The 14,462-nt window shown below is 55.4% G+C and carries 15 protein-coding genes and 3 tRNA genes; 15 read left to right on the top strand and 3 right to left on the bottom strand.

The features are described from left to right. The first annotated feature begins 5 nt into the window (after positions 1-5). From ACT3RU_RS12525 to ACT3RU_RS12495, 7 genes are all read left to right on the top strand, one after another. Positions 6-467, top strand: a complete 462-nt coding sequence (locus ACT3RU_RS12525; protein ID WP_193055336.1) for a regulatory protein RecX — start codon at positions 6-8, stop codon at positions 465-467. 170 nt (positions 468-637) lie between these two features. Beyond that, the gene (gene alaS, locus ACT3RU_RS12520; RefSeq protein WP_483392703.1) at positions 638-3,247 is read left to right on the top strand and encodes an alanine--tRNA ligase; all 2,610 of its coding nucleotides are present in this window, start codon (positions 638-640) and stop codon (positions 3,245-3,247) included. 97 nt (positions 3,248-3,344) lie between these two features. Next, on the top strand, positions 3,345-4,595 hold the full coding sequence (locus ACT3RU_RS12515; RefSeq protein ID WP_483392702.1) for an aspartate kinase: 1,251 nt from the start codon (positions 3,345-3,347) through the stop codon (positions 4,593-4,595). 191 nt (positions 4,596-4,786) lie between these two features. Further along, positions 4,787-4,978 (top strand): carbon storage regulator CsrA, encoded by a 192-nt coding sequence (gene csrA, locus ACT3RU_RS12510; protein ID WP_444639962.1) that lies wholly within the window; start codon positions 4,787-4,789, stop codon positions 4,976-4,978. A 125-nt stretch (positions 4,979-5,103) separates the two neighbouring features. Then, a tRNA-Ser gene (locus tag ACT3RU_RS12505) sits at positions 5,104-5,196 on the top strand. A gap of 17 nt (positions 5,197-5,213) precedes the next feature. Next, positions 5,214-5,290: transfer RNA gene (locus tag ACT3RU_RS12500), tRNA-Arg, on the top strand. Positions 5,291-5,392: 102 nt separating this feature from the next. Then, a tRNA-Arg gene (locus tag ACT3RU_RS12495) sits at positions 5,393-5,469 on the top strand. 136 nt (positions 5,470-5,605) lie between these two features. Here ACT3RU_RS12495 and ACT3RU_RS12490 read toward each other — a convergent pair. Then, positions 5,606-6,613, bottom strand: coding sequence for a tRNA dihydrouridine synthase (locus ACT3RU_RS12490; RefSeq protein ID WP_483392701.1), 1,008 nt, complete (start codon positions 6,611-6,613; stop codon positions 5,606-5,608). A 126-nt stretch (positions 6,614-6,739) separates the two neighbouring features. Between ACT3RU_RS12490 and ACT3RU_RS12485 the strand changes: the two genes are divergently transcribed. The 3 genes from ACT3RU_RS12485 to ACT3RU_RS12475 all read left to right on the top strand — a co-directional run bounded on the left by ACT3RU_RS12485 (position 6,740) and on the right by ACT3RU_RS12475 (position 10,231). Continuing rightward, positions 6,740-6,997 carry an OadG family protein gene (locus ACT3RU_RS12485; RefSeq protein WP_483392700.1) on the top strand — a complete coding sequence of 86 codons (258 nt, stop codon included), beginning with the start codon at positions 6,740-6,742 and terminating at the stop codon, positions 6,995-6,997. 91 nt (positions 6,998-7,088) lie between these two features. Further along, positions 7,089-8,897, top strand: a complete 1,809-nt coding sequence (gene oadA / locus ACT3RU_RS12480; protein ID WP_483392699.1) for a sodium-extruding oxaloacetate decarboxylase subunit alpha — start codon at positions 7,089-7,091, stop codon at positions 8,895-8,897. Positions 8,898-8,908: 11 nt separating this feature from the next. Further along, positions 8,909-10,231 (top strand): sodium ion-translocating decarboxylase subunit beta, encoded by a 1,323-nt coding sequence (locus ACT3RU_RS12475; RefSeq protein WP_483392698.1) that lies wholly within the window; start codon positions 8,909-8,911, stop codon positions 10,229-10,231. Between the two features lie 73 nt (positions 10,232-10,304). Here the strand turns inward: ACT3RU_RS12475 and ACT3RU_RS12470 are convergent, their stop codons facing one another. Together ACT3RU_RS12470 and ACT3RU_RS12465 are read right to left on the bottom strand one after the other, a co-directional pair. Continuing rightward, on the bottom strand, positions 10,305-10,937 hold the full coding sequence (locus ACT3RU_RS12470) for an IMPACT family protein (protein ID WP_444628567.1): 633 nt from the start codon (positions 10,935-10,937) through the stop codon (positions 10,305-10,307). After that, positions 10,938-11,363, bottom strand: coding sequence for a LexA family protein (locus ACT3RU_RS12465; RefSeq protein WP_444665767.1), 426 nt, complete (start codon positions 11,361-11,363; stop codon positions 10,938-10,940). 280 nt (positions 11,364-11,643) lie between these two features. On the opposite strand from ACT3RU_RS12465, the gene ccmA reads away from it, so the two are divergent. Genes ccmA through ccmE form a run of 5 tightly spaced genes read left to right on the top strand, consistent with a single transcriptional unit; the run spans position 11,644 to position 14,432 of the window. Further along, positions 11,644-12,264 (top strand): cytochrome c biogenesis heme-transporting ATPase CcmA, encoded by a 621-nt coding sequence (ccmA, locus tag ACT3RU_RS12460; protein WP_444622327.1) that lies wholly within the window; start codon positions 11,644-11,646, stop codon positions 12,262-12,264. A gap of 3 nt (positions 12,265-12,267) precedes the next feature. Then, entirely contained in the window at positions 12,268-12,996 is a 729-nt protein-coding gene (gene ccmB, locus ACT3RU_RS12455; RefSeq protein WP_087107970.1) for a heme exporter protein CcmB, read from the top strand. A 14-nt stretch (positions 12,997-13,010) separates the two neighbouring features. After that, positions 13,011-13,757 (top strand): heme ABC transporter permease, encoded by a 747-nt coding sequence (locus tag ACT3RU_RS12450; RefSeq protein ID WP_087107972.1) that lies wholly within the window; start codon positions 13,011-13,013, stop codon positions 13,755-13,757. Further along, on the top strand, positions 13,757-13,966 hold the full coding sequence (gene ccmD, locus ACT3RU_RS12445; protein WP_087107974.1) for a heme exporter protein CcmD: 210 nt from the start codon (positions 13,757-13,759) through the stop codon (positions 13,964-13,966). The genes ACT3RU_RS12450 and ccmD overlap by 1 nt, the downstream gene beginning before the upstream one ends. Further along, on the top strand, positions 13,956-14,432 hold the full coding sequence (gene ccmE / locus ACT3RU_RS12440) for a cytochrome c maturation protein CcmE (protein WP_087107976.1): 477 nt from the start codon (positions 13,956-13,958) through the stop codon (positions 14,430-14,432). The genes ccmD and ccmE overlap by 11 nt, the downstream gene beginning before the upstream one ends. The last annotated feature ends 30 nt before the right edge of the window (positions 14,433-14,462 follow it).

The raw sequence follows: 14,462 nt of genomic DNA, 5'->3' as shown, positions 1-14,462 counted from the left end.
CGCTTATGTTTGCTTCGTCACGTGATGCCACCCCACGCGACATCGCTTTACAGCTGCTATCTCGGCGCGAGTACTCTCGCGCCGAGATAGCGCAAAAGCTAAAACAAAAAGCCGTTGCTACTGCTGACATTGAGGCGTGCCTGGACACCCTTGAAGAGCAGGGGCTTCAGTCAGACGTTCGCTTTGCTGAAAGCTTTATCCGTTCACGCATTATGCGCGGTCAGGGCGTGATACGGATTAAAGGCGAGCTGCGTCAACGCGGCATCAGTCAGGAAATATTGACGGAAACTCTCGCCGCCGTAGAAGAGAATGAAGGTGTCGATTGGTTTGAACTGGCCCGTGATACCCTTTCGCGGCGCTTTTCCTCCCCCGGTGAATCCCCCAAAGAGCGCGCTAAACGTGAGCGCTTTCTAGCGTCACGAGGCTTCGATTTTGAACAAATTCGTTACGCGCTCTCTTGCCTGTAAAGCCTTCTTTCATCACTATTGTGGGTTATCGTTTTCTGACGTCTTTAGCTCTTAGCCATTAACTGCCGCTTTAGTCGTTAGACAACTGCGCTATAATGGCGCTTTTGCGACCCCAGCGGGTAGCGGCGACAGCGCCCTGGGGCATCATGCTTTATTGTTACGGATACCCTATGAGAAGCGCAGAGATTAGACAGGCCTTTTTATCCTTTTTCGAAGAGCAAGGGCATACCATTGTGCCCACAAGCTCTCTGGTGCCAGGTAACGACCCGACATTGCTGTTTACCAACGCGGGCATGGTGCCGTTCAAAGATGTGTTTCTTGGCCGTGACCCACGCCCTTATGTGCGTGCCACCTCATCTCAGCGCTGCGTGCGTGCCGGTGGTAAGCATAACGACCTGGATAACGTTGGCTATACCGCCCGCCACCATACGTTTTTTGAGATGCTGGGTAACTTCAGCTTTGGTGATTACTTCAAGCGGGACGCTATCCGCTTTGCGTGGACGTTTTTAACCGAAACGCTGGGTCTGCCTAAAGAGAAGCTGTGGGTCACCGTGCATATTAGCGATGACGAGGCCGAGCGCATCTGGAAAGATGAAATCGGCATCGACCCGGAACGCTTCTCCAGGCTGGATGAAGATAACTTCTGGCAAATGGGCGATACCGGCCCCTGCGGCCCCAGCTCAGAAGTCTTCTTTGATCACGGTCCTGACGTATGGGGTGGTCCTCCCGGCAGTGCCGATGAAGATGGTGACCGCTACATTGAGATCTGGAATCTGGTCTTTATGCAGTTCGATCGCGACGCTCAGGGCACGTTGAACCCGCTGCCCAAGCCCTCTATTGATACCGGTATGGGACTTGAGCGGGTAGCGGCCGTTATGCAGGGCGTGCACTCCAATTACGAAATCGATCTGTTCCAGAATTTGCTCCAGGCGGCCGCCAAGGCGACCGGGCACGCTGATATTGCGACGCCTTCGCTACGCGTTATTGCGGACCATATTCGTTCGTGTGCGTTTTTAATCGCCGATGGCGTGCTGCCTTCGAATGAAGGCCGTGGCTATGTGCTGCGGCGCATTATCCGCCGAGCGGTTCGCCATGGCCACAAGCTGGGTGCCACCAAGCCGTTCTTCTATACGCTGGTGGATGCACTGGATGCCGAGATGGGCGATGCCTATCCCGAACTGCGTGAGGCCCGCGACCAGATTGCTCGTATCCTGTTGAAAGAAGAGGAGCAGTTCGCACGCACGCTGGACCACGGCATGGGCTTATTGAACGCTGCTCTTGAGGAGCTTGACGGCAATGTGTTGTCGGGTGAAACCGTATTCAAGCTGTATGACACGTACGGTTTCCCGTTTGACCTTACTGCGGATGTTTGCCGTGAGCGCGGTGTGACGTTGGATGAAGCTGGTTTCCAGCGTGAGCTTGACGCTCAGCGCGAGCGTGCCCGTGCGGCCAGCCAGTTTGGCGCCGACTACAGCGCTTCTATTGAGCTGGATGGCGAAACCCGGTTTACAGGGTATGACCAGTTGGAAGATCAGTCCACGGTAACTGCTATTGTGGATAGCGAAGGCAACGCCCTTGTCGCGCTGGAAGCAGGCCAGAAAGGCACTGTCGTATTAGACCGTACCGCGTTTTATGGTGAATCGGGCGGCCAAGTGGGTGATACCGGCTACTTATACGTAGAGGGCGGCCGCTTCGAAGTTACTGATACGCAAAAGCAGAGCGGCCATCATCTACACCAGGGCGTGATGATAGAAGGCACGTTGAACGTGGGTGCCAGCGTTCGTGGCGAGGTTGATGCCAGCTTGCGCTCAGCGACCATTCGCAACCACTCGGCCACCCACCTGCTGCACAAAGCATTGCGCATGGTATTGGGCGATCACGTGCAGCAGAAAGGTTCACTGGTCAATGCTGAACGTCTGCGCTTCGATTTCAGCCACTTCGAGCCCATGAGTGTTGATCAGTTGGCAGAAGTTGAGCGTCTGGTTAACGAGCAGATCCTTGCTAATGCGCCGACGCACGTTGAGCAGATGAGCCTGGAGCAAGCTAAGGCCAAAGGGGCCGCGGCGCTGTTTGAAGCCAAGTATGCGGAAAATGTTCGCGTATTGACGATCGGTGCTGACGGCTTTTCGATTGAACTGTGTGGCGGTACTCACGTTGCACGAAGTGGTGATATCGGCTGCTGTCATATCGTCAGTGAAGTAGGTATTGCCTCTGGCGTGCGGCGCATCGAAGCCATTACCGGCGAGAATGCGCTGGCGTATTTCCGCGAGCAGGAAGCGCGCGTTCAGCGTTTGGGTGATCGCCTAAAAACCAAGCCCGAGCAGGTGGAAGCCCGTGTCGAGTCATTGGTCGAGCGTAATCGCAGCCTGGAAAAAGAGCTTGAGCAGTTGAAGGCCAAGCTGGCAAGTGCTGCGGGTAGCGACATGATGAGCCAGGCGCAGGAAATCGGCGGCGTTAAGTTGCTGGCGACCCAGTTGGAAGGAGTATCCGGTAAGGATCTACGTGGCGTGCTCGACCAGCTTAAAAACAAGATTGGCTCTGGCGTTATTATTCTGGGCGTTGCCGATGAGGCGGCGGGCAAGGTCAGCCTGATTGCAGGCGTGACCCAAGACCTGACCGAGCGCGTTAAAGCTGGTGAGCTGGTTAACCATGTCGCCTCGCAAGTTGGCGGTAAAGGCGGTGGCCGTGCTGACATGGCGCAGGCGGGTGGCAGTCAGCCCGAAGCGCTGGCTGGCGCGTTAAGTAGCGTCCCCGCATGGCTGGAAAATATACTTAGCTAACTAAAAAGGCCGGTGGCATTATCTGCAACCGGCCTTTTGCTAACTTAATATAATTACTTTCATCCTCCATTCCCGAACGAATAGGAAAAAACGGCATATGGCACTATACGTACAGAAGTTCGGTGGCACCTCGGTAGGTTCTGTTGACCGTATCAAAGCCGTGGCGGAAAAGGTCAAGGGCTTTCGTGACCAGGGCCATCAGGTCGTGGTCGTGGTCTCCGCCATGAGCGGAGAGACCAACCGGTTGACCGATATGGCCAATGCGCTTAATGATGACCCCGCCCCGCGTGAAATGGATATGCTGCTCTCGACCGGTGAGCAGGTAACTATTTCATTGCTCGCCATGGCGCTCCAGCAGATTGGCGTTGCGGCCACTTCGCACACCGGTGCCCAGGTAGGTATTCATACTGACAGCGCTTACACCAAAGCGCGTATTCAGCGCATTGAAACCGAAGACCTTAAGGCTGACCTGGACGCAGGCAAGGTCGTGGTTGTGGCTGGTTTTCAGGGCGTTGATGAAGACGGCAATATCACTACGCTAGGACGTGGTGGCTCGGACACTACCGGGGTGGCGCTTGCTGCGGCACTCGGCGCCGATGAGTGCCAGATCTATACCGACGTTGATGGGGTTTACACCACTGACCCCCGCGTATGCACCAAGGCACAGCGCCTGGAGTGCATTACGGTGGAAGAAATGCTGGAGCTTGCAAGCTTGGGCTCCAAAGTGCTGCAAATTCGTGCGGTAGAGTTTGCGGGCAAGTACAACGTTCCCCTGCGGGTACTGTCGAGCTTTGAAGATGGCCCCGGTACCCTAATTGTTGCAGATGCTGACCAAGACGAGGACTCCATGGAAGAACCGCTGATCTCCGGTATCGCGTTTACCAAAAATGAAGCCAAGCTGACACTGCTGCATACGCCTGATGTGCCAGGCGTTGCGTCGCGCATTCTTGGCCCTATCGCTGATGCCAATATTGAAGTCGACATGATTGTGCAGAATGTAGCACCGGCGGGTGACTACACCGACTTTACCTTCACAGTGGCGAAGGGCGACTACAAGGCCACCAAGAAGCTAATCGAAGAAACGGTCATTCCTGACTTGGGCGGCGGTGAGCTGCGTGGCGATGACAATATCGCCAAGGTATCCCTGGTGGGTGTTGGCATGCGCTCACACGCTGGTGTTGCCTCGAAGATGTTCCGCGTTTTGGCTGATGAAAACGTCAATATTCGTATGGTTTCCACCTCTGAAATTAAAATCTCAGTGGTGATTGACGAAAAGCATATGGAACTTGCCGTTAACGCGTTACACAAGGCGTTTGGCCTGGATAAGTCGAATATAGAATCTGAATAACATTTCTGCCTTAAACCTTCTACGCTGAAAAGGCACTCGCTACTGCCGGTGGTGAGCTTTCTTTCAACGGGAGGTTGAGGTGTCATGGAATCAGAGGCATTGGTTAGCGCGTCGCTATGCCGCATAATGGTTTAGTGGCGCCTCTGGTGGACACAACCCGTTGTATAAAACGTCTGAGAAGGAGATCAGCCATGCTCATCCTAACCCGCCGAGTTGGTGAAACACTGATGATAGGTGATGAAATCACCGTCACAGTGTTAGGTGTGAAAGGTAATCAAGTGCGTATCGGCGTCAATGCGCCGAAAGACGTTGCTGTACACCGTGAAGAGATCTATCAGCGCATTCAGCGCGAACGTAGCAGTGAAGAAAGCGAAACAGAATAAATGGTCGCTTTTATCGCGCCCAACACAGGGCGTCTAAACGGTAAGATGAAGCTGGCGCGAAAAAAAATCGGCATAGGGCTAGACAGTAGTCGCTGAAATCGGTAACATTCGCGCCGTGCTGTTGAGGAGAGGTGGCCGAGTGGCTGAAGGCGCTCCCCTGCTAAGGGAGTATAGGGTTTATAGCCCTATCGAGGGTTCGAATCCCTCCTTCTCCGCCAGCTGCATATTAGAAGATGCGCCCGTAGCTCAGCTGGATAGAGTACCTGACTACGAATCAGGGGGTCGGAGGTTCGAATCCTCCCGGGCGCGCCATCTTCTAACCTGATGTGAGGCGAAAGCCTATAAGTATTTCATTACAAGTACTTAAGCATAAGCACTTCATCATGTTTTGTAATGAGTATTTACATCACTAAAGCGCCCGTAGCTCAGCTGGATAGAGTACCTGACTACGAATCAGGGGGTCGGAGGTTCGAATCCTCCCGGGCGCGCCAGATTCTAAACCCGTTCTCTTTTATGAGAGCGGGTTTTCTGCTTTCTAGCCTGACCAGAGCGGCTCGCGCTTTGGTCTTGGATCGTTTTAAGCGCCCCGCATTGCGAGGGCGCTTTTTTTTTGGTCAATGTTCTTACTTAGTGGCAGCTGACAGCCACCTCAGGGGGCGCTGTGTCGATGACCAGGCTTTTAAGCAGGGTCTCAAGGTCCGTTAGGCGTTTAACGCGCTGAAAGTGCTGGTTGGCTTCTTCGTTGCCCTGACGCATCTGTGCTAGCCACTGCTTTACCAGCGAGACCACAACCCGGTCGGGTAGATGCTGCCGCTGAAGGTGCGCGTACTCCTTGATCACACTGGCACGCATCGGCCATGTGGTTTCAGGCAGTCGTTCACCGGTTAGCTGCCAGTGCCGGATGCGTGGCGCAAGCCAGGGGTCTGCTAGCGCGCTACGGCCTAACATCACATCTCTGCAGCCTGACAGGGTACGCGCTTTCCAGTACGCCTCCAGCGTCCATATATCGCCATTGGCAACCACGGGTATCGATACCTGCTGGCGCACTCGACCGATCCACTCCCAGTGAGCCGGAGGGCGATAGCCTTCATCACGTGTGCGGCCGTGAACAACCAGACGAGCGGCGCCGCCTGCCTGGGTCGCCTGGGCGCAGGCGACGGCTAAGCGTCGGTCTGAAAAGCCCAGGCGGATTTTAGCGGTGACAGGAATTTGACCCTCAAGTGCTTCGGAGACGGCCTTCACTGCCTGGTAGACGCGTTCAGGCCGGCGTAGTAACGAGGCGCCTCCATCATGCCGATTAACCAGCTTGGCCGGGCAGCCGAAATTCAAGTCCACGCTGACTGCACCCAGCGCTAACGCCTGGCGAGCATTTTCAGCCAGCGCCATGGGGTCAGAGCCAAGCAGTTGCAAATGCACGGGAATGCCGCTGGCGGTCGCAACAGGGCGGTTGGTAAGCTCAGGGCAGTGCTTGTAAAACACCCGGGGCGGGAGGCGCGTGTCGACCACGCGGACAAATTCGGTAACGGTCCAATCAAAGCCAGCCTCACGCGTTAATAAATCGCGAGTGAGGGCGTCGATAACGCCCTCCATCGGGGCGAGGCCAATTTTTCCATTTTGTAGTAAATTAACAACCATGACTTCCACTATGGCGCGATTGCGTTTTATGCTGGGTGTGGCAGGTTAGTGTATTACTTTGACGGCGCCAAGGGGCTTTTAGAACCCTTTAAGCGTTAATTTATGCTCTACAACAAGAGAGACATTATGCAGAATGCAGAACTACTCCAGGAGGGGCTCGCAATTATGGGGCTTGGGATGGGCTTTGTTTTTGTTTTTCTTACTATTTTAGTCATTAGCGTTACGTTGATGTCAAAACTGTTAGGTCGTTTTCAGCCGACGCCTGTGCCGACGTCAGCAGGTGCAAAACCTTCATCTTCTCCCGCGTTGAGTGGCGAGGACGAGGAAGTGACTGCGGTTATCAGTGCTGCAGTGCATCGTTACCGCTCATTAAGGCGTCACTAATCGGTAATTTTTTAGTCAGCCTATCCCCTTGTTTGCCTTTATTTTGTTAGTTTTACTACATATCAATAATTTTAACGTGTGAGCTACTGCCATGAATGAGACAAAACGCCCGCTGGGAATTACCGATGTGGTACTGCGTGATGCCCATCAATCACTGTTTGCGACCCGCATGCGCCTGGACGATATGCTGCCCATCGCTGAAAAGCTGGATCGTGTTGGCTACTGGTCGCTAGAGACCTGGGGTGGCGCCACCTTTGATGCATGCATTCGTTATTTAGGCGAAGACCCATGGGAGCGTATTCGGGCATTAAAAGAGGCGATGCCCAATACGCCTCAAGCCATGCTACTGCGTGGTCAAAACCTGTTGGGCTATCGCCACTATGCGGATGACGTAGTCGATAAGTTTGTCGAACGGGCCAAAACCAACGGCGTTGATGTGTTTCGTGTGTTTGACGCCATGAATGACCCGCGCAACCTGGAGCGCGCGATTAAAGCGGTTCGTCAGGTGGGTGGGCATGCGCAGGGCACTATTTCCTACACGGTAAGCCCGGTACATACCCTGGATAGCTGGGTCGATCTAGCGACCAATATTGCCGAAATGGGCGCTGACTCGCTGGCTATCAAGGATATGGCGGGGCTGTTAACGCCTTATACCGCATTTGAGCTGGTAACGCGGCTGAAGAAAAATCTGTCTATTCCTGTTCACCTGCACTGCCATGCCACGACAGGACTTTCCACTTCCACCATTCTTAAGGCAGTAGAGGCCGGTATCGATAACGTCGATACCGCGATTTCGTCCATGTCGATGACGTATGGACATAGCCCCACAGAGTCCGTTGTTGCGATGCTCAAGGACACCGACCGTGATACCGGGCTGGACCTTGAGCTATTGGAAGACATCGCGGGCTATTTCCGTGAAGTACGTAAAAAGTACGCTGCTTTTGAAGGTTCGTTACGCGGCATTGATTCGCGCATTCTGGTGGCCCAGGTGCCAGGCGGTATGCTGACCAATATGGAAAGTCAGCTGAAAGAGCAGGGCGCGGGCGACAAACTGGACGATGTACTTGGCGAAATTCCTCGCGTGCGTGAAGACCTGGGATTTATTCCGCTGGTGACGCCCACGTCGCAAATCGTCGGTACTCAAGCGGTAATGAACGTGATGATGGGCGAGCGTTACAAGTCCATTTCCAAAGAGGTGCAGGCGCTGCTGAAAGGCGAATACGGCGCGGCACCCGCACCCTTTAACACCGAGCTTCAGGCCCGCGTGCTGGAAGGTGGTCAGCCGATTACCTGCCGCCCGGCGGATAACCTTGCACCTGAGATGCAAAAGCTGGCAGCAGAGCTTAAAGAAAAAGCCGGAGCCGAGCAGGTACGCCTGGCAGAAGGCGGGCGTGAAATAGATGATGTCCTCACCTACGCCTTGTTCCCACAAATCGGTCTGAAGTTCCTTAAAAACCGAGATAATGCTGACGCCTTTGAACCTGCGCCCCAAGCCACTAGTAGCGCGCCCGCCAAGCCCCCGTTGGCTACTCAAAACAGCGCGCCAGAGACGGCACGTGGCCCTGAAACCTATACCGTAAAGCTCAATGGCAAAGCGTTTGTAGTGGAGGTTTCTGAAGGCGGGGATATTGGCCAGGTGCAAGAGCAGTCGGCTGCGCCAGCGGCGAGCCCCGCCGTGGCGGCCAGCCGTGGTGAAACCATAGAGGCACCGCTTGCTGGCAATATCTTCAAGGTGAATGTGCGCCCTGGCGACCAGGTAGCGGATGGGGACGTGGTCATCATTCTTGAAGCAATGAAAATGGAAACCGAAATTCGCGCCAGCAGTGCCGGCACGGTATCGAAAGTCAATGTTAGTGAAGGCGACAGCGTAGCTGTTGGCGACGCACTGATTGAGCTTTAAGGGCATCGGGAATGGATAAGCTAGTCACGTTATGGGAGGGCTCGGGGCTTTATAACCTTGGGCTTGGCCAGGTGGTCATGATCGGGGTCGGGCTGCTGCTGCTCTATTTGGCGATCCATAAGAAATTTGAGCCGTTGCTGTTGGTGCCGATTGGTTTTGGGGGGATTCTTGCCAATATTCCCGAAGCTGGCCTTGCGATTTCAGCGCTGGATCAGGCTATTGAGGTTGGCAAGCCTGCCGTGCTTCAGCAGGTTGGTGCCGCGCTGGGCGTAATGCTGGATCCTTTGGCAGGCATTGATGCGTGGCGTGAAACGCTCAAAGTAGTTGCCCATGGTGAGGTAGCGCCAGAGCAGCTGCGTGCCGCTAAGGATATTGCGACAAGCGTCGGTTACAGCAATGGCATGCTGTATAACTTCTATTCAGTGGCCATTGCATCGGGTATCGCGCCGCTGTTGATCTTTATGGGCGTGGGGGCTATGACTGACTTTGGCCCGCTGCTTGCCAACCCTCGTACGCTGTTTCTAGGTGCTGCGGCCCAGTTTGGTATTTTCGCCACGCTGTTTGGTGCTGTTGTGCTGACCTCCATGGGCATCATGGACTTCTCGCTAAACCAGGCTGCAGCGATCGGGATTATCGGCGGCGCCGATGGGCCAACGTCTATCTATGTGTCCAGCGTGCTTGCCCCAGAGCTATTGGGTGCTATCGCGGTGGCGGCCTACGCGTACATGGCGCTGGTGCCGTTAATCCAGCCACCTATTATGCGGCTGTTAACCACTGAAAAAGAGCGTCAGATAAAAATGACGCAGCTGCGCCCCGTCTCCAGGCTGGAAAAAGTGATTTTTCCACTCATGCTGTTGATCCTGGTCGCGCTGTTTCTACCCGACGCAGCACCGCTTCTGGGGATGTTCTGCTTTGGTAATTTGATGCGCGAATGCGGCGTGGTAGAGCGGCTTTCGGATACCGCCCAGAACGCGCTGATCAACATCGTGACAATCGTTCTAGGGCTTTCTGTTGGCTCAAAGCTGATGGCGGAAAGCTTCTTGACGGTGGAAACCCTCGGGATTCTGGGGCTGGGTATCGTGGCCTTCGGAATTGGTACCGCCGCCGGCGTGTTAATGGCCAAGCTGATGAACCTAATGAGCCGTATGCCGATTAATCCGCTGATAGGTGCTGCCGGGGTATCTGCTGTGCCTATGGCGGCGCGCGTGGCTAATAAGGTCGGTCTGGAATCCAATCCGCATAACTTCTTGTTGATGCATGCGATGGGGCCAAACGTGGCAGGGGTAATTGGTTCTGCCGTGGCTGCCGGGGTAATGATTAAATATTTGGGATAAATAGACAGGATTGACGGGGAAGCAGAAGTGCCCCATGCACGGCTTACGGTTTACACCGTAAGCCGTTTTTGGTTTAGGGGGCGGGTGCGTTTACCGGGGTAACGTCCAGCGTGCACTTTAGGCGATTTTCCAAGGGGGAAAGGTCGAACGTATGGTCGCGGGGCCAGCCAATGGTGAGCTGAACACCTTCGCCATCGTAGTTGACGTGTTCAATGGGGATGGCCTTTTCGTCGCACCAGGCGCGGGCGATAGCCTCGCTGGCAAAGGTAAGGCGTAGCGTGTAGGCGTCTCGCTCAATCACTTCACGCGTCGGTAAGGTTTCCAACGCATGGCTGATGGCTTGAGCGTAAGCCCGTGCCAGCCCGCCGGTGCCTAGCTTGGTGCCGCCGAAGTAGCGCGTCACGACACCGCCGATTTCACCCATTTGGCGGCCTTGAAGTACCTGATACATTGGCCGGCCAGCCGTGCCGCCAGGCTCGCCATCATCGGAAAAACCAATCAGCGTTTGCTCCCCGGGCGGCCCAGCAATATAAGCCGTACAGTGATGGCTGGCATTGGGGTGAGCAGCTCTTGCCGCTTCAAGAAGTGCACTAAAAGCGGCCACATCTGGCGCATGGCATAGCCACGCCAGAAACTGGCTTTTTTCGACCTCTATCTCGGCGGTATGCCACTGCGAGGCAGCTAAATCAGGAACTTGATAACGCAATCAGTGCTCCATAAGGCCATAAGAATTGGCAGCAAGGTCGTTGGCACTATCCTGCGCCACACCCATTACCATTCCTAACACTTGAATATCGCGATTGTGCAAAAAGAGATCCGGCGCTTGGGTATCGGCAGGCCATAAATGTACGCCAAAGCGACTGATCGAGAGCTGCTTCAACGCAACAGGTTGCTGATTGATGTGAGCGACGGCGGTTTCTTCGTGGGTATCGCATTGAAAACGCCGAATAATAATGACATCTCCATCAAACAAGTTGCAATCACGCATTCGGTTGCCGCGTATTTTGAGGGCGTAGGTATTGTGCCGCGTTCTGCGTGGTGCTGTTTTAAAGGCGCGTGCCGATTGAATGCCTTTAGGTGCGCAGGACGCGCTGCTCAATACGGTAGAACCGGCGTGAGTTGGTGCTGACATCGATATATTCATAGGAAATTCTCCAATGCAGCGCCCTTTCCCTAGGCGTTTAGTAGTGGCAAGCCAGCAGGTTGTTGGCATGTCTTTTCATACAGTGTTTTAGTATACAGCTGTTTTTGCATACAGTGGTAGTGCTGTTTTTATCCAGTGCCTTTGGCTATTCAAAATGCTGGTCCCGTCGGCACGCTTGGTGCATTCTCACGGCCGCTGCGATTGGCTGGAGATAACGCGGCTTTCCGTGTAGAGTTTTGGCTAACTATCAACCTGTTGGGAGACACCTTTGAGCCTGTGCCTGCAAGCACGACAACTAGCCTGCGAGCGTGATGGGCGCTGGCTATTTGAAGGGCTCGATCTCACGATTCGCAGCGGTGACATCGTTCGAATTGAAGGCCCCAATGGCAGCGGCAAGACCACACTGTTAAAGCTGCTGGCAGGTCAACTGAGTGATTACCAAGGCGAGCTTTTCTGGAACGGCGCGCCACTTCGCAAGGTGCGTGAACATTATCTGGCCAACCTGCTGTATCTGGGGCATTCGCCAGGCATCAAGGCTGGGCTTTCACCGCTTGAAAACCTGGCCTGGTACCAGGCGCTAAGCGGCGAGCCGGGTAATACATCGCAGCGCCTGAACGCTTTGGAGAAGGTGGGGCTTGGCGGTTTTGAGGACATACTGGCCGGCCAGCTTTCGGCGGGTCAGCAGCGCCGCGTGGCGCTGGCCCGGTTAACGCTGACGCGCCGTCCGCTCTGGGTGCTTGACGAGCCGTTTACTGCTATTGACCGCCAAGGCGTAGCCGCGCTTGAAGCGCAGCTTGCAGCTCATGCTCAATCCGGGGGGAGCGTTCTGGTAACCACTCACCACGCGCTGGATGTTTCGCCCGCCGCTCGCTGTATTCAACTGGGGTAGACGATGACGCAGGGGCAGAAGGCTACCTCCACAATACTTGAAACGCCGGTGCCGGGCGGGCTGTGGGTGGCCTTTACCGCTACCCTGAAGCGTGATGTAACACTGATGTTCAGACGCCGCGGCGAGCTGCTCAATCCGCTGGTCTTCTTCGCGCTGGTGATAACGCTGTTCCCAATCGGTATTTCACCCGACCGCGCCGTGCTTGCGCTGATCGCGCCAGGCCTTTTATGGGTAGCGGCGCTTCTGGCGGCGCTTTTATCACTGGATAGTCTGTTTCGCACCGATTATGACGACGGCAGTCTTGAGCAGATGCTGCTCGCGCCTCAGCCGCTAGCAGCGCTTAGTCTGGCCAAGGTACTTGCCCACTGGTTGTTGACCGGGCTGCCGTTGGCACTGGTAGCACCGCTTCTGGGCGTGACGCTGGCCCTGCCCCTAGGCAGCTACGCGGTGCTTGCGCTTTCGCTTTTGTTGGGCAGCGCCAGTTTGAGCCTGATTGGCGCGATTGGTGCGGCGCTGACAGTCGGTATCGCGCGGGGAGGTGTACTGTTGTCGCTGATCATACTGCCGCTGTATATACCGGTGCTTATTTTTGGGGTCGGGGCGGTGCAGGCCGCCGTCATTGGTGAAGGTGTCGCGGCGCACTTGGCCATGCTCGGAGCCCTGCTGGCCGCGTCGCTACTGTTGGCTCCCTGGGCGATTGCCGCCTCGCTACGCATCAGCATCAACGGTTGAGGACAGAACACGCCATGTGGACCTTTATTCATAAATGGGGCTCGCCCAAATGGTTTTATGCAATAAGCGCAAAGGTGCAGCCCTGGTGCTGGGCAGTCTCCCTGATACTCATTGCGACCGGTACGGTATGGGGATTAGCCTTTACACCCACCGAGGTGAACCAGGGGCAGGGCGATAGCTTCAGGATCATTTATGTCCACGTGCCTGCCGCCTTTCTTGCCCAGTCGGTGTTTGTTTCGATGGCGGCGGCGAGCTTGGTTTTCATGGTATGGAAGGTCAAGGTGGCGGATATGGCTGCGACAGTCATGGCGCCGTTTGGGGCGGTGATGACGTTCGTGGCGCTTTTTTCCGGGGCGGTGTGGGGTGTACCTACCTGGGGCACCTGGTGGATGTGGGACGCCCGACTGACCTCCATGCTGATTCTGTTGTTTCTGTTTCTGGGTGTGATCGCCCTGCGCAGCGCTTTTACCCGTCGTGAGGGTGGATCAAAAGCGGCTTCGGTACTGGCCATGGTTGGGGTCATCAATATTCCGATTATCAAGTACTCGGTAGACTGGTGGTTTACGCTCCACCAGTCGGCGACCTTTACGTTGACGTCGCGGCCCCTCATGCCCATGGAAATGTGGCTGCCGTTGCTGATCATGGTGCTGGGTTTCTACTGTTTTTTTATCGCTCTTACACTGATGCGTACGCGTAGTGAAATCCTGCGTCGGGAAATTGATAAGCGCTGGGTCAGGGATTTGATCAAGGAGGCGCAGTAATGGCATTTACATCGTTTGGGGCGTTCTTGGCCATGGGCGGACACGGCCCCTACGTGTGGGCGGCCTGGGGCGTCACGGCACTTTTGATGGTTGCCTGCATCGTTCATGCTCGTTTTGAGCGCCGCCAATTGGCCAGTGCTGTAAAACGCCGTGCCCGGCGTGGTGACCGTCATCCACCCCATCAAGCGAGACATGCCGATGACACCTAAACGTCGCCAGAAGCTAGCGGTCATTCTCGGCGCGCTGGCGCTAGCCGCCGTGGCGGTAGGCCTCACGCTCTACGCCCTGCGCGCTAATATCAACCTGTTCTACAGTCCGGTGCAGATTGCCCTGGGGGACGCGCCCATCGAGCGGGCAATCCGTGCAGGTGGCATGGTAAAGGAGGGTTCGGTTGTCCGTGACCCGCAAAGCCTGGACGTCGAGTTCCTGGTAACCGACTACGTGGACGAGCTTGCGGTGGCCTATAACGGCATCCTGCCGGATCTGTTTCGCGAAGGGCAGGGTGTGGTAGTGGTAGGCAAACTTTCTACAGACGGGCGGTTTATAGCTGACAAGGTGCTGGCTCGCCACGATGAAAACTACATGCCGCCCGAAGTGTCGCAAGCGTTAGAGGATGCCGGTTACTCACCTGCTGATTATCAGGACCAACCGGTTGAAGCAGCCAAGCGTGAATAGGTTGAGCCAATGTCCTATACCCTAGAGTCC

This window comes from Halomonas sp. TP35 (genome assembly GCF_052375975.1).
Taxonomy (GTDB): Bacteria; Pseudomonadota; Gammaproteobacteria; order Pseudomonadales; family Halomonadaceae; genus Vreelandella; species Vreelandella citrativorans.
Note: the sequence above shows the minus strand (reverse complement) of the source record. Positions and strands in the feature narration are given on the sequence as shown.